Origin of the sequence: Sphingobium sp. UBA5915, assembly GCF_002431195.1 — a bacterium.
Classification (GTDB): Bacteria; Pseudomonadota; Alphaproteobacteria; order Sphingomonadales; family Sphingomonadaceae; genus Sphingobium; species Sphingobium soli.
Genome location: NZ_DJDV01000125.1, coordinates 1 through 22,848 on the forward strand (window position 1 = coordinate 1; position 22,848 = coordinate 22,848).

The 22,848-nt window shown below is 62.9% G+C and carries 22 protein-coding genes and 2 tRNA genes; 11 read left to right on the plus strand and 13 right to left on the minus strand.

Going from position 1 to position 22,848, the window contains the following annotated elements; translation table 11 throughout:
• Together B2V90_RS22410 and B2V90_RS22415 are read left to right on the plus strand one after the other, a co-directional pair.
• Positions 1-486: DUF1176 domain-containing protein (locus B2V90_RS22410; protein WP_293923167.1), on the plus strand; the 486-nt coding region annotated here is incomplete at its 5' end.
• Positions 487-580: 94 nt separating this feature from the next.
• Entirely contained in the window at positions 581-1,246 is a 666-nt protein-coding gene (locus B2V90_RS22415) for an HAD family hydrolase (RefSeq protein ID WP_414711638.1), read from the plus strand.
• 18 nt (positions 1,247-1,264) lie between these two features.
• Here B2V90_RS22415 and egtD read toward each other — a convergent pair whose 3' ends face one another.
• The 6 genes from egtD to gluQRS form a co-directional block, all read right to left on the minus strand.
• Complete coding sequence (egtD, locus tag B2V90_RS22420) at positions 1,265-2,224, minus strand: L-histidine N(alpha)-methyltransferase (protein ID WP_228220903.1); 960 nt, start codon at positions 2,222-2,224, stop codon at positions 1,265-1,267.
• A 2-nt stretch (positions 2,225-2,226) separates the two neighbouring features.
• Positions 2,227-3,495 (minus strand): ergothioneine biosynthesis protein EgtB, encoded by a 1,269-nt coding sequence (egtB, locus tag B2V90_RS22425; protein ID WP_228220902.1) that lies wholly within the window; start codon positions 3,493-3,495, stop codon positions 2,227-2,229.
• Between the two features lie 73 nt (positions 3,496-3,568).
• Entirely contained in the window at positions 3,569-4,429 is an 861-nt protein-coding gene (locus tag B2V90_RS22430) for a GGDEF domain-containing protein (protein WP_009822707.1), read from the minus strand.
• 128 nt (positions 4,430-4,557) lie between these two features.
• Entirely contained in the window at positions 4,558-5,127 is a 570-nt protein-coding gene (locus B2V90_RS22435; RefSeq protein WP_228220901.1) for a cob(I)yrinic acid a,c-diamide adenosyltransferase, read from the minus strand.
• Between the two features lie 18 nt (positions 5,128-5,145).
• Positions 5,146-5,382 carry a twin transmembrane helix small protein gene (locus tag B2V90_RS22440; protein ID WP_009822705.1) on the minus strand — a complete coding sequence of 79 codons (237 nt, stop codon included), beginning with the start codon at positions 5,380-5,382 and terminating at the stop codon, positions 5,146-5,148.
• A 9-nt stretch (positions 5,383-5,391) separates the two neighbouring features.
• Entirely contained in the window at positions 5,392-6,282 is an 891-nt protein-coding gene (gene gluQRS / locus B2V90_RS22445; protein WP_293923170.1) for a tRNA glutamyl-Q(34) synthetase GluQRS, read from the minus strand.
• A 95-nt stretch (positions 6,283-6,377) separates the two neighbouring features.
• On the opposite strand from gluQRS, the gene B2V90_RS22450 reads away from it, so the two are divergent.
• Positions 6,378-6,944: an HNH endonuclease gene (locus B2V90_RS22450; RefSeq protein ID WP_009822703.1), complete on the plus strand. Its 567-nt coding sequence runs from the start codon at positions 6,378-6,380 to the stop codon at positions 6,942-6,944.
• 17 nt (positions 6,945-6,961) lie between these two features.
• Here B2V90_RS22450 and B2V90_RS22455 read toward each other — a convergent pair whose 3' ends face one another.
• The gene (locus tag B2V90_RS22455) at positions 6,962-7,696 is read right to left on the minus strand and encodes a Crp/Fnr family transcriptional regulator (protein ID WP_037543522.1); all 735 of its coding nucleotides are present in this window, start codon (positions 7,694-7,696) and stop codon (positions 6,962-6,964) included.
• Between the two features lie 198 nt (positions 7,697-7,894).
• Between B2V90_RS22455 and murA the strand changes: the two genes are divergently transcribed.
• Positions 7,895-9,178: a UDP-N-acetylglucosamine 1-carboxyvinyltransferase gene (gene murA, locus B2V90_RS22460; protein ID WP_009822701.1), complete on the plus strand. Its 1,284-nt coding sequence runs from the start codon at positions 7,895-7,897 to the stop codon at positions 9,176-9,178.
• Positions 9,171-10,694 (plus strand): PAS domain-containing protein, encoded by a 1,524-nt coding sequence (locus tag B2V90_RS22465; protein ID WP_228220899.1) that lies wholly within the window; start codon positions 9,171-9,173, stop codon positions 10,692-10,694. Before murA ends, B2V90_RS22465 begins: the two co-directional genes overlap by 8 nt.
• On the opposite strand, the gene B2V90_RS22470 is transcribed toward B2V90_RS22465, so the two are convergent.
• The 3 genes from B2V90_RS22470 to B2V90_RS22480 form a co-directional block, all read right to left on the minus strand.
• A complete protein-coding gene (locus B2V90_RS22470; protein WP_228220898.1) occupies positions 10,642-11,094 on the minus strand; it encodes a response regulator in 453 nt (150 codons plus the stop codon). The two genes, B2V90_RS22465 and B2V90_RS22470, sit on opposite strands and share 53 nt — an antisense overlap.
• A gap of 81 nt (positions 11,095-11,175) precedes the next feature.
• Positions 11,176-11,394 carry a DUF2188 domain-containing protein gene (locus B2V90_RS22475; protein WP_228220897.1) on the minus strand — a complete coding sequence of 73 codons (219 nt, stop codon included), beginning with the start codon at positions 11,392-11,394 and terminating at the stop codon, positions 11,176-11,178.
• 4 nt (positions 11,395-11,398) lie between these two features.
• Positions 11,399-12,016 (minus strand): DNA-3-methyladenine glycosylase family protein, encoded by a 618-nt coding sequence (locus B2V90_RS22480; RefSeq protein WP_228221079.1) that lies wholly within the window; start codon positions 12,014-12,016, stop codon positions 11,399-11,401.
• 77 nt (positions 12,017-12,093) lie between these two features.
• Between B2V90_RS22480 and B2V90_RS22485 the strand changes: the two genes are divergently transcribed.
• Positions 12,094-12,411 (plus strand): 2Fe-2S iron-sulfur cluster-binding protein, encoded by a 318-nt coding sequence (locus B2V90_RS22485; protein WP_009822695.1) that lies wholly within the window; start codon positions 12,094-12,096, stop codon positions 12,409-12,411.
• A gap of 7 nt (positions 12,412-12,418) precedes the next feature.
• Here the strand turns inward: B2V90_RS22485 and B2V90_RS22490 are convergent, their stop codons facing one another.
• Both B2V90_RS22490 and rlmB read right to left on the minus strand, forming a co-directional pair.
• A complete protein-coding gene (locus B2V90_RS22490) occupies positions 12,419-13,150 on the minus strand; it encodes a hypothetical protein (protein ID WP_228220896.1) in 732 nt (243 codons plus the stop codon).
• A gap of 20 nt (positions 13,151-13,170) precedes the next feature.
• Positions 13,171-13,920, minus strand: a complete 750-nt coding sequence (rlmB, locus tag B2V90_RS22495; RefSeq protein WP_009822693.1) for a 23S rRNA (guanosine(2251)-2'-O)-methyltransferase RlmB — start codon at positions 13,918-13,920, stop codon at positions 13,171-13,173.
• Positions 13,921-14,023: 103 nt separating this feature from the next.
• Here rlmB and B2V90_RS22500 point away from each other — a divergent pair.
• From B2V90_RS22500 to B2V90_RS22520, 5 genes are all read left to right on the plus strand, one after another.
• Positions 14,024-14,110: transfer RNA gene (locus B2V90_RS22500), tRNA-Tyr, on the plus strand.
• Positions 14,111-14,172: 62 nt separating this feature from the next.
• Positions 14,173-14,248: transfer RNA gene (locus B2V90_RS22505), tRNA-Lys, on the plus strand.
• An 83-nt stretch (positions 14,249-14,331) separates the two neighbouring features.
• Positions 14,332-14,652, plus strand: a complete 321-nt coding sequence (locus B2V90_RS22510) for a DMT family transporter (RefSeq protein WP_228223106.1) — start codon at positions 14,332-14,334, stop codon at positions 14,650-14,652.
• Between the two features lie 367 nt (positions 14,653-15,019).
• Positions 15,020-17,452, plus strand: a complete 2,433-nt coding sequence (locus B2V90_RS22515; RefSeq protein WP_228223107.1) for an SIR2 family protein — start codon at positions 15,020-15,022, stop codon at positions 17,450-17,452.
• Positions 17,453-18,134: 682 nt separating this feature from the next.
• The gene (locus B2V90_RS22520; RefSeq protein WP_228223108.1) at positions 18,135-20,015 is read left to right on the plus strand and encodes an ABC-F family ATP-binding cassette domain-containing protein; all 1,881 of its coding nucleotides are present in this window, start codon (positions 18,135-18,137) and stop codon (positions 20,013-20,015) included.
• A gap of 4 nt (positions 20,016-20,019) precedes the next feature.
• Here B2V90_RS22520 and B2V90_RS22525 read toward each other — a convergent pair.
• Positions 20,020-22,848: CHAT domain-containing protein (locus B2V90_RS22525; protein ID WP_414711639.1), on the minus strand; the 2,829-nt coding region annotated here is incomplete at its 5' end.

Sequence of the window (22,848 nt, forward strand, 5' to 3'; positions counted from 1 at the left end):
AAGCGCGCGCCGGTTCCCACTGGCGGCGCGCCCATCGCGCTGTGGCGGGAGGAAAGAACCGCTCTTGGCACGTTCACTGGCTGCGCGGACGAGATGCGCGACGCCGAACCGCCCGAACTCCATCGTCTGTCCAGGACGGAGACGTTGATCCTCGTCCCCTGTGGCAGCGGTGCCTATAATTTCACGACCATACCCGTGATCGCCACCGGCATCGCGGGGCGTCGCGCCTTTCATTTCGCGCCCTTCGATTATAAACCCGGCTGGAGCGAGGAAGAAGCCAAGCCGATGCTGGTCAACGCCGGATGGGTGCCGGAAAAGTCGGAATTGTCGAGCTTTGCCAAGGGCCGCGGCATCGGCGATTGCGGCGGCAGCGAAACCTATGTCTGGGACGGATCGCGCTTCCGCCTGACCGAAGCGACCAGCATGGGCGAATGCCGCGGCGCCTGGCACTGGATCAGGACCTGGTCGGCGCGGGTCAGCGATTGACAATCACCGCTGCGCTCTTTGCAATGGCGGCGACACGGGTCGCGCCTATATGTCAGACATGGCTTCCGACATCCTGACCGCGCCCGCACCTTCTATGACCCTCCCGGATCCGGTCCGGGCCGTTATCTTCGATATGGATGGCACGCTGATCGATACGGAAGCCGCGCATCGCCGGGCCTTTGTCGATACCGGCCATGCGCTGGGCTGGCCGCTTGGGGAGGAACTGTTGCTGTCGATGGTCGGCATCCATCGCGATGAAAATCAGCGGGTTCTGGCAGAGCGGCTTGGCCCGGACTTCCCACTCGCGCAATTTTATGCCGACAGTGACGCGTTGTTCGAGGCGGCGGAGGATGCCGGCATTCCGCTTCGTCCCGGCGCGGACCTGTTGCTCGATCATCTGGCGCGCGCCGGCATCCCGATGGCGCTCGCCACGTCCACCGCCGCGCCCTTCGCGCAGCAGCGGCTGGAACGCAGCGGCCTGATCCATTATTTCGATGTCATCGTGACGCGCAGCGATGTGGAACGGCCAAAGCCCGATCCCGAACCCTACCTGCTTGCCGCCCGCCGCCTGGGCATCGACCCTGCGCATTGCGTCGCGGTGGAGGACAGCCATGCCGGCGTCCGCTCGGCGACGGCGGCGGGGATCGCCACCGTCATGGTGCCCGACCTGCTGCCCCCCACCGAGGAACTGACGCTGGCCTGCGCGCATGTGTTGCCAAGCCTTGCCGATCTGTGCGACCTACTCCGCGCAACGGACTGAACGGGACCGGCAGGGAGGTCAGGCCGCCTGCGCCAGCACCAGCCCGAACAGGCCCTCAGCATCTGTCCACTCGTCCGCTGGGTCCCAGCCGCCCGCGCGCAGTAGCACCCGCTGGTCGCGTGTGCCATATTTATGGCTGCTTTCGGTGTGGATGGTCTCGCCACGCTCCATGTGAAAGCGCGCGCCCGCGACCTGGAAATTGAGCGGTCGCACCGCTTCCAGATGCATTTCGATCCGCGCCTTCTCATCATTCCAGACCGCGCGATGGGCAAAGCCGTCAATCGGCATGTCGCCGTCCAGCTCCCGGTTGATCCGCTCGATCAGGTTGAGGTTGAATGCCGCCGTAACCCCCTGCGCATCGTCATAGGCGGCGATCAGCCGGTCGCGATCCTTGATCCGGTCCATGCCGATCAGCAGCATCGCGTCCTCGCCCAGCAAGCGCCGCATCGCGCGCAGCAGGTCGACCGCCGCTCCTGGCTCCATATTGCCGATCGTGGAGCCGGGGAAAAAACCCAGGCGCGGCATGCTGCTTATTTCCTTCGGCAGGTCGAGCGGCTGGTTGAAATCGCCCACCACCGGCAGGACCGGCAATTGCGGGAAAGCGCGCGCCAGTTCAGCGCTGCTGTCACGCAGGAAATCGCCGCTGATATCGATCGGCACATAGGCGGCCGGGTCAATTGCGCGCAACAGATAGGGGGTCTTGCGTGAACTGCCCGCGCCAAATTCCACCACCGCGCGACCCGCGCCCGCTGCGCGCGCCACGTCCGGGCCATGCGCCTTGAGCAAAGCGGTTTCGGTGCGCGTTGGATAATATTCGGGCAAGTCGGTAATCTGCTCGAACAATTCCGACCCGCGCCGGTCATAGAACCAGATCGGCGGCGTCGATTTGGGTTCGTGTCCCAGCCCCTCCAATATATCCCGGCGAAAAGCCGGGTCGATCCTCTGCGTTCGGGCGGGGGCATCCTCGGTCAGCAGCATCGTCACAGATCCTTTGCCAGCCGCAGCCCGGTGAACTGCCAGCGTTGGTGGGGGTAAAAGAAATTGCGGTAACTGGCCCGCATATGGCCGCGCGGAGTCGCGCAACTGCCACCCTTCAGCACGAACTGGCCCGACATGAACTTGCCATTATATTCGCCCACAGCACCGCCTGCGGCGCGGAAACCGGGATGCGGCCGATAGGCGCTGCCGGTCCATTCCCATACGTCGCCGAACATCTGCTTCAACGTATCGGTGGGGGCGGCAGGATAGGGACGGGGGCAGGTGGACCCGTCAAACTGGTTGCCGCCGCCCGGTGCGATATTCTGCGCCGCGCTTTCCCACTCTGCTTCGGTGGGCAGGCGCGCGCCCGCCCAACTGGCATAGGCGTCGGCTTCATACAGGCTGATATGCGTTACCGGCGCGGCCGGGTTGACCGGCTGCCGGCCGTCGAGACCGAAACGGGTCCAGCCCTGTTCGCCTTGCTGCCAGTAAAGCGGTGCCTTCACGGTCTCCTTCTGCACCCAGGCCCAACCGTCCGACAGCCAGAGCGAGGGCGTTTCATAGCCCCCATCCTCGATGAAGGCGACCCATTCGCCATTGGTGATCGGACGATGCGCCAGCGCATGGGGATGCAGCAGCGCGCGGTGGCGCGGTCCTTCGCAATCGAATGCAAAGCCGGTGCGCCCGTCGTCGCCGATTTCCGTCAGTCCTTCCCGCCCTTCGATCCAGTGCAACGGACCGGGCAGATCGACCGCATTCGCGCTGCGTGATTCGAACAGCGCCGGTTCCAGCGGATTGAGCGAGAAAAGATGCAGCAGGTCCGTCAGCATCAATTCCTGGTGCTGCTGTTCATGATGCAGGCCCAATGTCACCAGCTGCTGGGCGGCGGGCGACAGATTGGGCAATATGGCTTCCATTTCCGCGTCCACATGGGCGCGATAGGCCATGATGTCGCTGAGCGCAGGACGGGTCAGCATGCCGCGCATCGGGCGGGCATGGCGCGGCCCTTCGGCCTCATAATAGCTGTTGAACAGATAGGCATAGCGCTGGTCGAACGGGCGATAGCGCGGAGCATGATCGCGCAACACGAAGGTTTCGAAGAACCAGGTGACGTGCGCCAGATGCCATTTTGCCGGTGACGCGTCCGGCATGGACTGGACGGTTGCGTCGGCATCCGACAGCGGCGCGGCGATGGTCTGCGTAATATGTCGAACGTCGCGGTATCGCGTCACCAGATCATTCTGGCGGGCATCGCCCCAGCTTCTGGCCATTCATGCCCCTTCCGTACGTTTGTTCCGCTCCAAGGTGGAAAAGCGCATGGAAGGCGTAACGGTTCCCCTTCCCTTAGGGGCAGGGGACCGCATCTGGGGCCGCGGCGCGGCACACGCGGTCGCGTCCGGCCTGCTTGGCATCGTAAAGAGCGGCGTCGGCCGCCGCCAGCGCCTCTTCCACCGGCCCCCCCGACCAGCGGCTCAAGCCTGCGGAAAAACTGATGATGCGGCCATTGACCCGCCCGATCGGCTCGCGCCGCATCTGTTGGGCAATGCGCGCCAGCGCCCAACTGGCCTCATCGTCCGCCGCATCGCGAAAGAAAATGGCGAATTCCTCGCCGCCCCAGCGCGCCACCAGGTCGGCGCGGCGCACATGCGACGCCAGCCGGTCGGCAAAGGCCGCCAGCACCCGGTCGCCTTCGTCATGCCCCTTGATGTCGTTGACCTGTTTGAAGAAATCGATGTCGATGAGCGCGATGCAGCCCTTGCGCAGCCCGGCCGGCAGCGCATCGATCTGCGCCAGGAAGCCGCGCCGGTTGGCGACGCCGGTCAGCGGGTCTTCGTTCGCGGCGATCGCCAGGTCGTTCATATGGGCCTGCGTCGTCGCAGCCGCGCGCTGCACCCCGGCGTAGAGATTGGCGATGACGTCCCCGACCTGCGGCAGCGACTTGCCATCGTCGGGCTGCGCGTTCAGGGCTTCGGCCAGCGTGTGGATCGGGCTCAGCAGCGCGCCGATCCCGTAAAGGGCCAGGCCGGTGCCGGCGACCGTCGCCAGCGTCAGCATGACCACTTCGGCCAGCGCCAACCGCCCGGTGGCCGCGCCCCACCCGATATAACAGAGCAGGGGGAGGTGGGTGGCGACGAAGCAGACGGCGAACAGGCGCAGGCGCAATGAGCGCGGGAATATGAAGGAGGTGGCAAGATAGAATTGCATGAGCGATCCCGTGATATGACCGCAAGGAGACATCTGCGCGGAGTCTGAAGGCTCTTTGAAGAAAGAGGGTTAATCGCAGCGGATGCGGCAACCCGTTGCCTGCCTGAGTCCGGTGGACTGGCGCCCGGTCAGCGCGAGGCGCCGGGAACCCATTTGACGTCGTCTGCGCCATTGTCGTTCAACCGCCTGGCTAGCACGAACAGCAGGTCGGACAAGCGATTGAGATAGGCCAGCGCCTGGGGGTTGAGCGCGACATCGGCAGCGGCGGCCATGGCGCTGCGTTCGGCCCGGCGGGTGATCGCGCGCGCCAGATGGACGGCGGCGGCGGCCGCCGACCCGCCCGGCAGCACGAAGCTGTCGAGCGGTGCCAATTCGGCGTTCATAAGGTCGATTTCGGCCTCCAGCCGCGCGACTTGGCTCGCCACGATCCGCAGCGCCCAGGGTTCGTCGTCGCCCTCCGGGATGGGCGTCGCCAGGTCCGCGCCCAGATCGAACAGGTCATTCTGGATGGTGGTCAGCCACTGGGCCTCGGGCCGTGCGTCCATGGCGACGATGGCAAGGCCGATCGCGCTATTGGCCTCATCGACATCGCCCACGGCCTGCATGCGCGGGGCATATTTGGGCAACCGCGTTCCATCCGCCAGCCCGGTGGTGCCGCCATCGCCCGTGCGCGTGTAGATTTTGTTCAGCTTCACCATGGCGTTCGGGCCCTGCGTTCAGCCATGCCCCTTGGCCATCAACAGGATCGCGACGATGATGATCGCGGCCGCCTGGAACAGGACGCGATTCATCATCATCCGGTTCTGCTTGAGGCGCGCGGGGCTGGGGCCGCTGCCTTCGGGCGCGTTCAGATCCTCCTTGGTGGTCTGGAGGAAGGCAATAACCCCCCGGATCAGAGCGACCAGCGTCGCGATCATGGCGAGGATGAGGGCGATGACAAGGACCGTATTCATGGACGCAGCCTATGCTTTTCCGCCGCTGATGCCAACCGGAAAGCGCCCCGCACGCAGGTCGGCAGCCAGAACGCGCGGGTCGATGCCCTGCGTCCGCAGTTGCGCCAGCGACAGGGATCCGCTGCGCTTGGCCAGCCGCCGGCCCTGCGCGTCCACCAGCAACGGGTGATGGCGATAAGCGGGGGAGGGGAGGTCCAGCACCGCCTGGAGCAGCCGGTGAATGTCCGTCGCATGGCGCAAATCAGCACCGCGCAGGACATGGGTCACACCCATCGCCGCATCGTCCAGCGTGCAGGACAGATGATAGCTGGCCGGCGCATCCTTGCGCGCCAGCACCACATCGCCATGGACCGCCGGATTGGCCGCAATGACCTCGCCGCCCTCCGCGCCAAAGGCATGCCAGCACAGCGGCCCCGCGCGCGCCGTCGCTTGCGCCATGTCGATCCGCCATGCATGCGCCTTTCCTGCCGCGATTCTGTGCGTCTGCTCCTCCGCGCCCAGCGCGCGGCAGGTGCCGGGATAGACCGGCCCCTCCGGCCCGTGCGGTGCGGTCAGGCTGGCCTGAATGTCGGCGCGGGTGCAGAAACAGGGGTAGAGCAGGCCCATGTCCCGCAACCGATCCAGCGCCGCCATATAATGGCCGATCCGTTGCGACTGGAACAGGATGTCGCCGTTCCATTCCACGCCCAGCCAGCGCAGGTCCTCGATAATGCCCGCTACATGCTCGGGCCGGCTGCGCGTGCCGTCGATATCCTCGATCCGCAGGCGCATCGTCCCGCCAGCGCCGCGCGCCAGGTCCATCGCCATCAACGCGGACCAGCCATGACCGACATGCAGCCGCCCCGTCGGGCTTGGCGCGAAGCGCGTCACCATATGCTGTGGTGCGACAGGCCGTGTCATACTGGCTCTTGACGAACAATATTCGTTAATGCTGTCATGTGCGCGTCATGTTGCTGGTGGATCAGCGGCTTCGGCAAGGGGGTAGACGTTTTTCTATGTACCATCCCGACCTGATACGACATCCGGAAAATTGTCCGGCGCTGGTTTTGAATGCGGACTATACGCCGCTCAGCTATTATCCGTTAAGCCTCTGGCCCTGGCAGACGGCGATCAAGGCGGTGTTTCTGGAACGGGTCGATATCGTCTCCTCCTATGAGCGAGAGGTGCATAGCCCCAGTCTTCAGATGAAGATCCCGTCGGTCATCGCGCTCAAACAATATGTGAAGCCGTCCGAACATCCCGCCTTCACCCGGTTCAACCTGTTCCTGCGCGACAAGTTCGCCTGCCAATATTGCGGTGCGACCAGCGACCTCACCTTCGACCATGTCGTGCCGCGCCGCGCGGGCGGCCGCACGACATGGGAAAATGTCGCCACCGCCTGTTCGCCCTGCAACCTCAAAAAAGGCGGCCGCACGCCCAAGGAAGCGCATATGCAATTGCATGTGCAGCCGATCCGCCCGACCAGTTGGCAGCTTCAGGAACATGGTCGTGGCTTTCCGCCGGGCTATCTACATGAAAGCTGGCACGACTGGCTCTACTGGGATGTCGAACTGCTCGCCTGAAAGCGGTCCTGTTGTCGTCAGCCGACCGGCAGCCAATCCAGGTCCATGTCCCTGTGTCGATTGGTATAATGGCCGATATCCTCCAGCCGCTCCATGTCCAGCATCCGGAACCGGCCATTGGTGCGGCTGATCAGGCCTTCCTGCTCCATCTGCCGAATCATGCGGTTCACATGGACGGATGTCAGACCGATCGAATCACCGATCTCTTCCTGGGTCAGCTTCAAATCGAAACTATCCTCGATACTGTCGTCGGTGACGCGCAGCCGATGGAACATGTCGAGCAGGAACGCCGCGACCCGCGCCTTGGCGGACGTGCGGCCCAGCGACGCCAGCCGGTCGGTCATCGACACGCGCTCGGCATTGGACAGCAGGAACAGGAGCGCCGCGACGCGCGGATGCTCTTCCAGCAGGCGGCGCAGCGCATGTTTGTCGAACGGGCAGATCACCGAATCCGACACCGCCACCAATGATTCCGGCGCACGCGTATAGATGGTGCTGGCCGATCCGATAAAGTCGCCCGGAAAATAGACGCGCAATATCTGCCGGCTGCCATCGGGCAGGATGACGAAACTCATCACCCGCCCTTCGCGCAACACGAATAACTCCGTAATCGGATCGTTGACCCGCTGGATGACCGCTCCGCGCTTCACCTTGCGCGGATTTTCCTCCAGCCTCGCCAATGCCGCCTGTTCCGCGTCGGTCAAGGGCAAATGGCGCGACAACTGCTCTGCAAAACAGCTTTCTGCCACCAACACACCTTCTTGTAAAAAATAGTCGTTACGATGGCAAAACGCCTTGAGCGCCTTTTGGCTGCATTTTCAGCTTCTGCACTAAACTCGATCAATTCCCGAGCGCGTTCGAAAATTTCCTTCCGCGGTTCATGAGGCAGGCTCATCGCGCCGTCTCAGTTGCCTTGCACATGGCGCGTTTGCCGCTATTAACCCTGCGGAATGGACCGCATTGATATTCGCGGCGGCAACGCGCTGAACGGCCGCCTTCCTATTTCCGGCGCGAAAAATGCCGCCTTGACGCTGTTGCCCTGCGCGCTGCTGACGGATGAGCCGCTGACATTGCGCAACCTGCCGCGCCTGGCGGATGTCGACAGCTTTGGCCATCTGCTCAACCAACTCGGCGTTTCGACGATGATCGAAGGGGCGCGGCCCGAAGATTTCGGCCGTGTCATGACGCTGCGCGCCGGGCGGGTCACGTCGACCGAAGCGCCCTACGATATCGTGCGCAAGATGCGCGCGTCGATCCTCGTGCTGGGGCCGCTGCTCGCGCGCGCCGGCGAAGCGCGGGTGTCGCTGCCGGGCGGCTGCGCGATCGGCAACCGCCCGATCGACCTGCATCTGAAGGCGCTCGAGGCTCTGGGTGCGAAGATCGAACTGGCCGCGGGCTATGTCCGCGCCAGCGCGCCCGATGGCGGCCTGCCGGGGGGCATGTATACCTTTCCCGTGGTGTCGGTCGGCGCCACGGAAAATGCAGTCATGGCGGCGGTCCTGGCCAAGGGTGAATGCACGCTCGAAAATGCCGCCCGCGAACCGGAAATCGTCGATCTGTGCAATCTTCTCGTCGCCATGGGGGCGGAGATCGAAGGCATTGGCAGCGATCGGCTGGTCATCCAGGGCCGTCCGCGTCTGCATGGCGCGACTTACAGCGTCATGCCCGACCGGATCGAGGCGGGAAGCTATGCCTGCGCCGTGGCGATCACTGGCGGGTCGCTGGATCTGATCGGCGCCAATGCCGACGACATGCACGCCATTCTGGCGGGGCTGCGCGATGCCGGGGTCCAGGTCGACGCGCACAAGCAGGGCATCCGCATATCCTCCGATGGCAAGCTGCGGCCGCTGACGCTTTCGACCGCGCCATTCCCCGCCTTCCCGACCGATATGCAGGCGCAGTTCATGGCGATGCTGACGCTGGCGGACGGGGCGTCGGTGCTGACCGAAACAATCTTCGAAAATCGCTACATGCACGTGCCCGAACTGGCGCGCATGGGCGCGGATATTGCGGTCAACGGGCGCACCGCGGTGGTGCGCGGCGTATCGCAACTGGTCGGCGCGCCGGTGATGGCAACCGACCTGCGCGCCTCGATGAGCCTCATCCTCGCCGGCTTGGCGGCGCAGGGGGAAACGCGCGTCAACCGCGTCTACCATCTTGATCGCGGCTATGAGCGGTTGGAGGAGAAACTTTCGGCGGTCGGCGCGGATATCGAACGCGTCGGCGATGGTTGACGCCGGGCTGACCACCGATCGCGGAGCGCTGTTGGCGCTGTATGACCTGGATGCCGGAGGCTTCCGGACGCTGGACGATATCACCGCGTTCGCGGCGCATCTCTGCGACGCTCCCATTTCTCTGGTCAGCATCGTCGAAGATGTGCGGCAGCGATTCCTCGCGCGGGTCGGGCTGGACGCGCAGGAAACGCCGCGCGACGTATCCTTTTGCGCACTTGCGATGCTGGGCGAACAGATTTTCATCGTACCCGATGCCGCTGCCGATCCGCGTTTTGCGGACAATGCGCTGGTTACCGGTCATCCACATATCCGCTTCTACGCAGGCGCTCCGCTGATCGGGCGGGATGGCGAGCCGCTCGGCGCGCTCTGCGTCATCGATACGGCGCCACGCGCGGACCTGACACCGCTCCAACGCGAAGGGCTGGAACTGCTGGCGCGTCAGGTGATGATGGAACTGGAGGGGCGCCGGCGCGATCGCGACATGATCGCCCAGCAGCGTCTGGACGCCGCCGCCGTTGCCGACAGCGACCGGATGTTCCGGACGCTTGCGGACACCATGCCGCAAATGGTCTGGTCAACGCTCCCTGACGGCTATCATGACTATTACAACGCCCGCTGGTATGAATATACTGGCGTGCCTGTCGGATCGACGGATGGCGCCGCCTGGAGTGGCATGTTTCACGCCGACGATCAGGACGCCGCCTGGGACAGGTGGCGCAAGAGCCTGGAAACCGGCCAGCCCTATGAAATCGAATATCGGCTCCGCCATCATAGCGGCCAGTATCGCTGGACCTTGGGCCGCGCCCTGCCGATCCGCAATTCCAAAGGTCAGATCATTCGCTGGATCGGCACCTGCACCGACATCCACGAACAAAGGCTGATGATGGAAGAGCGCGAACTGATCGCGCATGAATTGTCCCATCGGATCAAGAATATTTTCTCGGTGATTGCGGGCCTTGTCGGTCTGTCCGCTCGCGAACACCCGACCATCCGACCCATCGCCGATGATCTGCGCGATCGTATCCTGGCGCTGGGCCGCGCCCATGATTTCGTGCGACCGCACAGTGCTGAATCGGCGCCGCGCGCCGGTCAGGGGCAGGGGCATTTATGGGGCGTGCTGGACCAGATTTTCGCGCCCTATCGCAACATCGACGGATCGCGCATCCTGCTGTCGGGCGATGATCCCGCGATCGACGACCGGTCCGCCACCCCGCTTGCGCTTCTCTTCCACGAACTTGCCACCAATGCCGCCAAATATGGCGCCTTGTCGGTGGCTGACGGTCGCGTGCATCTTCACATAGCCCGCGAAGGGGACGATGTGCGGCTGGAATGGCGCGAACAGGGCGGCCCGGTAACGGCGCCTGCGAATACGGAAGGGTTCGGCAGTCGGCTGATGACGCTAAGCGTCGAACGTCAGCTGGGCGGCCGGCTTGAGCGCGACTGGCGCTCCGACGGTCTGTGTCTTACCCTCTGGATTCCATCCCGTTCCATGAGCCGGGTGGCGGAAAAGGCGTAAAGCCGGCAATTTCCGCCGCCATGATCTCCGGCTGCTCGGCCGCCGCAAGTTCAAGCGCCGCAGCAATGCTTTGGGGCCGAAACGGTTTGGTGATGACGCCGAGCGCCGCCACGGCTGCCTCGCCGATCTGTGCGGGGTTGGCGGTGACATAGATGACGCGCACCCCATGCTGGCTGGCCAGCTCCATGCCGATCTGGGGGCCTGTCGGGCCATCGCGCAAATTGAGGTCCACCAGGGCGATATCGCAATCCCGCGCATGCGCCAGGGCGGCGGCGCGGTCAGCCGCGATCGCGCCGACGCCAAAGCCGGCATCCTCCACGATCTGCTCGATCTCCAAAGCGACGAATATCTCGTCTTCAACGATGAGAACTTTTTTGCGCATTCTGCTATCCGACGACACCCTTGGAGCGAAACAACAGCGCGATCATGTTTATGGTTCCCGCTGCACGCTCAAAATGGGTCATCGGGCTGAACATTCGGTTCACGGCTGAACGCTGGTCCACACCGTTTCGAAATCCGTGCCCGTCATCACCAGCACTGACGCAGGATAACCCGCGTCCGCCGCCTTGCGCGCGGTGCCGCTCGCGCTTTCGACGGCCTGCGCCTGGGTGGGGAAGGGGCCATAATATTTATTGTCGAGGTTGATCTTCCAGACGCCCTCATGCTGCAGGACGATATAACGGGCGTGGGGCAGGGTCATGGGTTCACAATACCTCGGTGTTATAATGATGCCAGGCCATGATCGCCGCCGCGCCGCGATGCGGGCGCCAACCCTCGGCCACCTGTCGGGTCAACGCTTCGCTCGGCCGTTCGGGCAGACCCAGGATGCGCCCGATTTCGATTTGCACCGCCAGGTCGCCCGCCGGCCAGATGTCGGGGCGGCCTTCGGCGAACAGCAGGTAGATTTCCGCCGACCAGCGGCCAATGCCCTTGATCTGCACCAGCTGGGCGATCGCCTCCTCGTCATCGGAAGGCAGGGCGTGCAGGTCGATGCCACCCGACACCACCAGCTCGGCCAGGCTGCGGGCATAGCCCTGCTTCTGCCTCGACAGGCCACACGCCCGCAGCGCGTCGAAATCGCGCGCCAGCAGCGCTTGCGGCGCGCAGCCTTCGCCCAGTTCGGCCTCCAGCTTGCGCCAGACGGCGGCGGCCGACGCAACGCTCACCTGCTGCCCCACGATCGTGCGCAACAATGTCTCATAGCCGGGCGTACGCACCCGCGGCGGGGGATAGCCGACCCGCGCGATCGCCGCGGCAAAACCGGGCTCCAGCGCCGCGATCACGTCCAGGCTTTCGCGCATCTGTTCTGCCGTAGTCACCATCTTTGCGTCCAGCGCGCCCTTGATTTCGCGGCGTCCCTCCGCCACAGCGGCGAAGAAAATTCTAGGGGACTGGATAGATGCCGAAACTGATCGTGGTCAACCGTGCGGGTGAGGAACAGTCTGTCGATGGCGACAAGGGCCTGTCGGTGATGGAAGTCATCCGCGACAATGGCTTTGACGAATTGCTGGCGCTGTGCGGGGGTTGCTGTTCCTGCGCGACCTGCCATGTCTATGTCGATCCCGCTTTTGCCGACGCATTGCCGGCGATGAGCGAAGATGAAAATGACCTGCTCGACAGTTCCGACCATCGCACCGACGCCAGCCGCCTGTCCTGCCAGGTCGTATTAAGCGACGCACTGGACGGCCTGCGCGTCACCATCGCGCCGGAGGACTGATCGCTTCTCAGGGGGCTAGGCGCAGCGTCGCCATCGGCGCATCGCTGGTCAGCGGCGTCACCGTCCAGACGATGCGCTTGCCCTCCGGCGCGTCCTGCGCGCCCTCTTCCTGATTCTGGCTGATGATCTGCGCGTCGGTGGTCAGCGTGAAGCGCCCGTTCAGCGCCTTGGCCGCCTTGTCCCCCGCGCCGCCCAGACCGCCTGGTCCCTGGCTCTTGTCGAATCCGGTCGCAAAGCCCGGCGCTTTCACGCGCACCCGCTCGTCGCCGCGCAATTCCACCGCGACGAACGGCAATATGATCTGCGCGTCGATATTGAACGGGAACAGGAAGGCGTGGTCCAGCCGCCCGCTCACCGCATAGTCGATCTCGAATTTATGGTCGCCCAGATAGCGGGCGGACCGGAACCCTTTTTCACGCAGCAGAGCAGCGGCGATCGCCTGCATCTGCGCATCGTCATCGTCCGCGCCATCCGCGCTGAAATCCTCCTGCGCCTGCGCCGCTACGGGCAACAGCGTCGGCTCGGCCGTCTCGTCGTCCGGCGAATCCGCGTCCCGATCGCCGCCGGTCCATCCCGCCGGGGTCATGTCCGACGCCAGTATCTCGCCCTTATAGGCAAAGGCGAAGCGGCGGTCGGCGCGGATGTCGAGGCTGGATTCGAACCGGCCCGGCGTCACCAGGCATGCCGACAGCGTCAGCAGTCCCGCCAGTGCGCCTGCGATCCGAACCAGCCCCCGCATGCCCTTGTCCCCCTCTTGCCTTACCCGTCCTGGCGGTTGGTCGCCGCATAGAGCGCGATCGCCGCTGCATTGGACACGTTGAGGCTCTCCATGCGCGGGCTGATCGGCAACTTGGCGATGATGTCGCAATGGGCGATGCTATTGTGGCGCAGCCCTTCGCCTTCGGCCCCCAGCACCAGCGCCACGCGCGACTGGCCGATCGCCTCGCCGATCGTCGTGTCCGCCTCGCCGTCCAGGCCGATGCGCCAATAGCCCGCTTCGGCGATCTCATCCAGCGCCCGGGCCAGGTTCACCACCCGCACCCACGGCACGATCTCCAGCGCGCCCGAAGCCGCCCGCGCCAGCACCCCGGATTCGGGCGGCGCATGCCTGTCCTGCGTCACGATGCACAGCGCGTCGAACGCGGCCGCCGACCGCAGGATCGCGCCCACATTATGCGGGTCCGTCACCTGATCGAGCACCAGGATCGGCCTTTTATCGTCCTGCCCCTCTTCCAGCACATCGCCCAGCCAGACATCGTCCAGCGGCTCGACTTCCGCCACGATGCCTTGATGCGGCGCGTCGGACGGCACCATCCGCCCCATGTCGGCGACGTCAGAATAGACGATGGGCAGCACCGGCGGCAGGTCGAGCGCGCCCAGCGCCTCGCGCGTGCCCCATATCTTGCGCACGGTGCGGTTGGGGTTGGCGAGCGCCGCGGTCACGGCGTGGCGGCCATAGAAGCGGGGGAAGGCGCCCTTGGGCTTGGCGGAACGATGCGTCTTTTTCATGGCTTCGCTCTTTTCACATCAGGCCATTGACAGGCAAGCCTCCATTCGCCATTAGGCCGCCTCCAGCGCGGCGGGGAAGCCTTTCTTCGACGTGCAGGGCACTGGACAGGTGGCCGAGTGGTTAAAGGCAGCAGACTGTAAATCTGCCCGGGTTTCCCGTACGCTGGTTCGAATCCAGCCCTGTCCACCACTGCACCGGCCGGTGCGGTCGCCTTTCCTTTCGCGAAGGGCGGAAAACAGACAGGCCAGTGTGGACGCATAGCTCAGTTGGTAGAGCAGCTGACTCTTAATCAGCGGGTCCTAGGTTCGAGCCCTAGTGCGTCCACCACCCCCTTCGACAGCCGCCTCTTCCGGGTTTCCGCCGGCTTGTCGTCGCTTTCCCGAGCCCGCGAGAGAGAAAGAGGGACACGCATGGCGTGGCTGATCCTGGGCATTGCCGTCTTCACCGAAATCTGCTGGGCCTTGAGCCTCAAATGGGCCGCGACCATCGCCAGTTGGCAGGCGTCGATCGTCCCCATCGCCCTGAGCTTCCTCAACATGGCCCTCCTCGCGCTCGCCATGCGCGCCATTCCCGCCGGCACGGCCTACGCTATCTGGACCGGCCTGGGCGCGGTCGGCGTCATCATCGGCGGCATGATCCTCTTCGGCGACAAGGTGAGCCTGGTCCAGGCCGGTTTCATGGCGATGATCGTCATAGGCGTCGCCGGCACGAAGCTGTTCGGGCAGGGGTGAGGGGGGATCAAGCTCCCTGATTTCCGGTCGACAGCGGTTCTGCCAATGCGACAATGAGACGTTTCGTCAATGACTTGGTTCGGGACATTTCCGACGTTCCCGCACGGAGTTTTGAAAGTCGGCTTTTGTCAGAAGCCGCCATTGGACGTTAGGTGCGGCAAAGCTTGTACGACTTCGCCCAACCCTCGTAAACTTGACAATATCCTTGCCAAGGATGGTGCTTCGCATACACAAGTCTCCTGCGACGCCGCTCTTGCCGACCCGATCACCAGATGGTTCGTTCTACAGCCGGCGTACCGCCTGCAATTGATCTCAGCCGATAATCCTATTAGCCTCGTGAAACTGGGGGTGGCTAATGCAATGCAATGTGCACGACAATGACCGTTCGGACGAGGCCCTTCGCCACGTTCTCGATGGAACGGCTATGCTGTTCGTTGGCTCGGGCGTAGGATTCCTATCGAAGGCTGCGGATCAAAGCACCCTTCCAAACGGCAAAGCGCTTGCAGACATACTGCACCGGGAAGTCGGCATCCCGCCGGGCCGGCATAGTCTGCAACGTATCGCGCAGCACGCCATAAAAAAGCTTGGCCCCGATCACATTCTTGCGCTGCTGAAAAAGACGCTCTCGGTGAACGAAGTCGACCCGCGTTTGCAGTCAATATATCGAGCACCATGGCAACGAATTTATACCACTAACTACGACGATGCTATCGAATTGTCGCGTCGCGGAGAAGCTATCGTGTCGGCCTTCACGTTAAGCGATGATCCAATGTCGGCCCCGCAGGGATCAATATGCCATCTCAACGGATATATTGGCTCCATCAAGCCAGCATCTTTCGACGAAGATGCAGTTCTGACCGATACTAGCTATTCGATCAACGAATTTTCTAACTCACCTTGGGCGAGGCAGTTCCTCGTTGATATCAGGACTTCCAGAAGTATAATCTTTCTGGGCTATAGCATGTCTGATCTTGATATCGTTAAGCTTCTCATTTCTGATCCTGACGTGCGCGATCGCACTCTTATCTATGTCTCGCCCGATACCGATGAAGTCGATATTGATACACTTTCGGCATACGGAGCGGTAAGAACCGGTGGCTTCGACGACCTGCATGACCGATTTAAAAGGGTATCCGATTCCTACACTCCGGTAACAAATGCGGTTTTTAACGAACTTCGTCAGATAGCCGCCGTTGATTTCAATCACGAATATCCGGCTGCCACGTCTGTTTTTAGGCAGTTGGTCTACGGACAGGTCGCAGAGAGGGAGTTCCTGCTTTCCGAAGAGCCAATAGACGGTGTTCAATATCTGGGCGGCCGGTCTCAACTTTCGTCGGCATTGGGCTCTATTAATGCGGGCAAAGGCAGAGATCTATTTATCCATGGAGAGTTAGCTTCAGGAAAAAGTTGCGCTTGCCTTTTAGCAGCTAAAAATCTCATTGGATCAGGGTATGAAGTTTATATAGCGAGCCATGGCCCCCAGCTAATAATGGATTTAGAAAAGCTAGCCGCCCGCGAAAAACCAGTATGTGTTATTTTCGATGGTTACGGATCGTTCATTGACGAAGTTAAGGCTTATGCTAGTCGCCGGCAGCCCACACACAAAATGATCTTGACCGAGAAGACAATTTCTCACGATCTTCTTGCGGGGGTTATTGAAAACGCAGCGGGATTTGGCCCATCTGTCGAGTGCCATTTGCACATCATTGAAGATCCAGATTTAGAGAATTTTTCCGACCTGATAAATTTTGCCGGCCTGTGGGGTGAGAGATCTGGCCTTAGCAAGGCCGGCAAGATTTCTTCGTTGCGCACTGATATGCGCGGATCGCTGTACCGAGCGCTCCTCGAAGTGATAAAGTCGGAGAAAGTCCAAGTCGAGATTAGGAGATTGTTGACCCCGCTGACGTACGACAGAAAGGCGCTATTGATCTTCGTAAGCGCCTTTATAGTGAACGCACTTGGATTTAAATTTGAAATAAATGATTGGCAAAATTTCTATAATATAGATTCGATAAGGAGAACATTCCGGGTCTATGAAGAGCAGTTTGCAAACTTCATAAGTATCAGGGGTGATGAGCTAGCGCCGCGATCAGGTTTGCTTAGTTCGCACATTCTTAAAGCCTTTGTAAGCGATACCGACATCGTTGATTGTCTGCACTCGATGTACAAGGCGGCCTATGAGGGGGAGGACTACGATCCCCATCTCGCCGACTTGCGCATTGAGTTGATGCGCTTCCGTTCGGTTGATCAAATGCTTAGCGGAAATAGCAATCATCGGATGGTTATCGACTACTATAACAAGATTAGATCCGTTGGTAATACAGTCAATAACGCGGATTACTGGCTGCAACTCGGCATCGCGAGCACTTCCTATAATGACCTTCCGGAAGCGCAGAGAGCATTTGACAACGCCTACGAGAGAGAAAAAAAGAAAAAAAATCCGATGCTCAAGAGAATAGATAACTACTATTCCAGATTTGAGATGAAGAAAGCCGTCGCGGAAACCGATAGCGCAAAGGCGTTTGATCTTTTCTATGCGGCCAACGATCGTCTTTCGAAGCAAATTTTAGCAGACAATAATAGGCACTATCCGTTTAAAACCAGTCGAGAATATGTGGGCGTTGCAGGGCGTCACTTTGATAAATGGAATGAAAGCCAACAATCTTTGTTTTTAGATATGTTGAGAGATGTTCGTCGCCGAGCTATCTCTTTTCGAGATACTAAGGGAGATGTGAGTCCAGACGTAGCGTTTTTGATAAAGGAGTCTGCTTCTATACTGAGCAAGCTCTCTGAGGATTAGGACGATGCACTAGGTGCCGCGCATCTCATGCTGCTGTGTTCGATGTTTCCCAAAAGGCCATGAACGACTTTAGTGTGCGGGAGATAAGCCGCCTCTACCTTGATCGTCTGCACGCGCCGGGGCTTCCTGGGATGCTGTCAGGCAAATCTGGGCGACAATCTTATCCTCTCCGCCCTTCTGGATCTGACCATTTGCCATCGTGAGGACGAAGCTGTCGAGCGACTGACGACCGGAAGATAGGGCGCCTTCTGACGGCCTGCATCGCAGCGATCCATCGGTAGCTTCTGTCAGGAGCAGATGTTCGCACAACGAGATTTAAATGACCGGGTCTGGTCGCCACCAAACATACCACACCTGCCCATCACCCCTGTCCTACACTCCCCCTGCCATGCCATCATCCCCCCGGCTCCTTCCATCGTCCGCGCCTCCAACACCCCGCGCCGCCCTTCGCATCGGCGCGCGGGACTTTGCAGAAATTTTCCTATTGCGAAATCGACGCCACCGGTCCGTTTGGCAGCTTTGCATGCGGGCTGCGACGGTGTGAACTTCGCAAAGCCGCTCGGCCTTGCAAAACGCCCGCCGGCGCGTCGCCTCCGGCAACCGGTGCGGACTTATCGCCACGCGCCAACAAAATCGCAGCGCGGCATTTTCGCGTCGCGCAAAATGCTCTAGGCCGCGCGCCATGCTGAACCTCAATGCCATCACCGTGCGCCTGGGCGGCCGCACCATTCTCGATCGCGCCGCCGCCGCGCTGCCGCCGCGCAGCCGCGTGGGCCTCATCGGCCGCAACGGCGCGGGCAAATCGACGCTGATGAAGGTGATGATCGGCCAGATCGACCCGGACGAAGGCTCGTGCGACATGCCGCGCGACACGCGGCTCGGCTATATCGCGCAGGAAGCGCCTTCGGGCACTGCTACGCCCTTCGACACCGTGCTTGCCGCCGATACCGAGCGGGCCGCGCTGATGGCCGAAAGCGAAACGACCGAGGATCCCGATCGCCTCGGCCATATCTATGAGCGGCTGACCGCGATCGACGCCTATACAGCGCCGGCCCGCGCCGCCCGCATCCTCGTGGGCCTGGGTTTCGACGAGGAAATGCAGGGCCGCCCGCTCGACAGCTATTCGGGCGGCTGGAAAATGCGCGTGGCGCTGGCCGCGCTCCTCTTTTCCAATCCCGATCTGCTGCTGCTCGACGAACCGTCCAATCACCTCGACCTCGAAGCCACGCTCTGGCTCGAAAATTTCCTCAAAAGCTATCGCGGCACCGTGGTCGTCATTAGCCATGAACGCGACCTTTTGAACAATGTCGTCGATTATATCCTCCATCTGGAAGGGGGGAAGGTCACGCTCTACCCCGGCGGCTATGACGCGTTCGAGCGGCAGCGCGCCGAACGGCTCGCCCAACAGGAAGCGGCGCGCGCCAAGCAGCAGGCCGAGCGCGAGAAACTCCAGGACTATGTCGCGCGCAACTCGGCCCGCGCCTCGACCGCCAAGCAGGCGCAGTCCCGCGCCAAGGCGCTGGCCAGGATGCAGCCTATCGCCGCCGCGATCGAGGATCCGACGCTGCATTTCGGCTTTCCCAGCCCGCCCGAACTGCGCCCGCCGCTCATAACCATGGACATGGCGTCGGTCGGCTATACCGACACGCCGGTTCTGCGCCGGGTGAATCTGCGCATCGACCCCGACGACCGGCTGGCGCTGCTCGGCCGCAACGGCAATGGCAAGACCACGCTCGCCCGCCTCATCGCCGCGCAGCTCGCCCCGATGGAAGGGACGATGCAAAGTTCGGCCAAGATGAATGTCGGCTACTTCACCCAATATCAGGTGGAGGAACTCGACATCACCGACACCCCGCTCGAACATATGACCCGCGTGATGAAGGGGGCGACGCCCGGCGCGGTGCGCGCCCAGCTCGGCCGCTTCGGCTTTTCGGGCGAGCGCGCGACGCAGAAGGTCGGGAGCATGTCGGGCGGCGAGCGGGCGCGGCTGGCGCTTGCGCTCATCACCCGCGACGCGCCGCACTTGTTGATCCTCGACGAACCGACCAACCACCTCGACGTCGACAGCCGCGAAGCGCTGGTGCAGGCGCTCAACGAATATTCGGGCGCGGTGGTGATCGTGTCCCACGACCGGCACATGATCGAACTGGTCGCCGACCGGCTGGTGTTGGTGGACAATGGCACGGCCCAGCCATTCGATGGCAGCCTCGACGATTATACCGACATCATCCTGCGCAAATCCGACGGCAATGGCGCGGATGGGGCAGGGGGTGGCGACGCGCCCAAGGTCGACCGCAAGGCGGAAAAGCGCGAAGCGGCCCAGTGGCGCGAAAAGCAGAAGGCGGCGAAGAACGCGGTCAGCAAGGCGGAAAGGGAAATGGCGGCGCTTGCCGCCGAACGCAGCCGCATCGACCAGGCGCTGTTCGATCCCAAGGCGGCGACCGGCGCGGAAGCGAAGATGACCACCAGCGAACTGATGGTAAAGCGCGCTGCGGTCGAAAAGAAGCTGGAAGCGGCCGAGGAGGTCTGGATGGAAGCGAGCGCAGCGCTGGAGGCGCTTTGACCGCTCAGCGTCCGATCAGGATGAACGGCGCCCAGATATAGGGCTGGGCCGCATCCGGTCGCCCGGATTGCATCAGCTTGAGCATCGCTTTCTGCAACGCCACCGCGCGCGGCAGCCCACGGTCCGCGCCCTTCACCGTTTCCAGCGTGACGAAGGCGCTGGCATCGTCCCGCACCGGCCAGTGCGATACCAGCAGCGCGCCCGCACCGGCATAGCGGAACGCCTGCGCCAGGCCAGAATAGGCGGGCGCCTGCGCCGTCTCACCCGCTGCCGTGTTGCAGGCGGACAGGATCACCCAGTCCGCGCCGATCCGCATCGTCGCCACTTCCGACGCTGTCAGCAGCCCGTCGTCGCCTTCACCAGGGGAAAGCAACAGCGCCGGCTCAGTCAGCCCCTCCATCTCGCCGCTGACCAGTCCGTGCGTCGCGAACAGCATGACGCCATAGGATGTCAGGTCGATCCGTCGCAGCGCACTCTCGCTCGCTTGACCGCCTGTCAGCAGGGTCGCGCGCGCCGGGCCGAACCGGGCGGCCACCGCCTGCAATTCCGCCGATGATCCGGGCAGGGCCGGCAGCGCCGACAGCGTCGCAGCGTTTCCGCTGCGAAAAGGTCCGCCGGCCTTGGTCGCCGGCATCAACGCTGCGTCGGCGAAAGCGGGGGCGCCAATGCCCAGGAAGCGTTGATACTTCATCGCTGTTTGTCGCGTCGGCGCAGGGGCGCTGAGGAAGCCTGGCTGCACGGTCAGCGCGAAGCGGCGGATCAGCCAAGGCGTGTCGCGCCGCGCCGTCGTTACCGGCTTTTGCGGCAGCATCGCGAATGGCACGGAGGCGAAGGCTCCGGTCGGCACGATCCGCAAGGATCGCGTTTTGGCAAGGATGCTTTTGATCCCTGGCGTCAGTATCTGCTCATGCAGTTGATAGGCCGCCTGTCCGTCAAATTCCTCCGGCGACAGCGTGTCGCGCAGCCGGCCAACCAGCGCGATCAGATCGGCCCTGCTCATGCCAGCCCGCTCGATCCGAAGGGCGGTGTCGCTGATCGCCAGCATGTAGACGCCGCTGAAGGCCGGCATGACCGCCAGATAGGCCTCATTCCTGCCCAGGTCGCGGCGCAGCGCGGGCAGGTCGGGATGCTCAACACCGCGCGCCTCCGCCCAGCGGGGAAAATCGCGGGCGATCGCGCTCTGCTCTGCCGCCACGTCAGCGGCGGCAGCCGCGTGGCGATCTCGGGCTTCTGCAACACCGCTATCGACCGCCAGCGCTTTCAACACATCGCGATCCGCCCGCTCAAGCACTCTGCCGAAATCCTGCAATGTCCGCACCCGGCCGGCCAACGCTGGATCCTCGACCAGTCTTTGCGCGACCAGCCGATTGGCATGGGCGATGCGCGACGCTGCCATGATCGCCATGGCATTGAGCGCCAGCTCGCCATCCTGGATCTCTGCTGCCGTTCCCAACGCGATGTCGAGCGCCAGCCGCTGTTCCTCATTGAGTTCGCCGTCATTGTTGACCGCTGCATCGGCGCGCACCACCGCAACGAGCCGGTGAGCGCTTTCACTGATGTCTCCGCCTCCCGGATTGGTGCGCGCCAGCACCATCGCCGCCAGCGCCAGCGGCAGCGCGGGGGCATTGTCGAGTTGCGCGCTTTCCCTGGCATAGGCGGCGGCGGCGCTGTGCGCCTCATCCATCCGCTTCGCCTCGATCAGTGCGGCGATCAGGTAGGGATAGGCGCGCTGGCCGATATCCCTGTCCTTGTCGGACCCGGCCTGCACCCGGCTGATGGCTTTGCTCAGGCGATCGATCGCGTCGTCGCGGTGACCTTCGGCCAGACTTGCCGCGCCGGCCCAGGCCAGCGCGCGCGCCGACTGTGGGCTGTTCTCGCCTTCCAACGCTCGGAAGCCGCGCTCTGCCTCCATGAACAGCGGCTCGGCGTCGGCATAGCGCTCCATCGCCAACAGCACGGAACCCAGATTTTGCAGGGCGAAATGGAAATACAGGCTGTCGGTTCCCACCGTCTCACGCTTGATGGCGATGGCGCGCTGCAGATAATCCAGGCTCTCGGCGCGCCGTCCGGTGCGTGACAGCAGCAGGCCGAGCGCCTCCAGCGCCCGGGCGTAATTGGGATGCTTGCGGTCGACATGGTCGGTTGCGACATCCACCGCCAGCCGCGCATAATGTTCGGCCTCCTCGACCCGGTCGGCGCGCTGAAGCATCTGGGCATAGGTATAGTAGGCGCCGATCGCATCCGCGCTATTCGGCCCCACCGCCGCGATGCGTGCGTCCATGCACGCTTTCTGCGCCACCACCGCTTCGGCGTTCCGGCCCAGCCGCATCAATGCCTGCGCATGGATGAAGGCGATGTTGGACCGCAGCATATGGACGTCCCGGTCGATCCCTTCAGGGGGCAGGCTGGCGACATAGCCGTCCATGGTGCGGCTCGCCTGCGCCAGGGTTTCAGCGCCGCCCGATACATCGCCCAGCGCCATTTGCGCATAGCCCTTGACTGACCGCCCTTGCATCCAGGCGATCGGATAGGCATCCGCAAATGGCGCGAGCAGGACCAGCGCCTCGTCCGATCGACGCAACGCGTCGGTATTTCTGCCGTCCAGCTGGTCCATGGACGCCAGCGTGACGAGCGCGACGCCCGCCAGTGGATGCGGATGTCCATTGGTCCGGATCTTGAGCGCTGCGTCATGCAGCCGCATCCACGCGTCGCGGGTCTGCTGCGACATGGACAGCGCATAATCGTCGCTGTCATAGAGGGCCGATGCGGCCGCCTCCAACCGGTAGAGCCCGGCATGGCGGGGATCGGTCGGCGAAAATGCCGGCATTTTCGC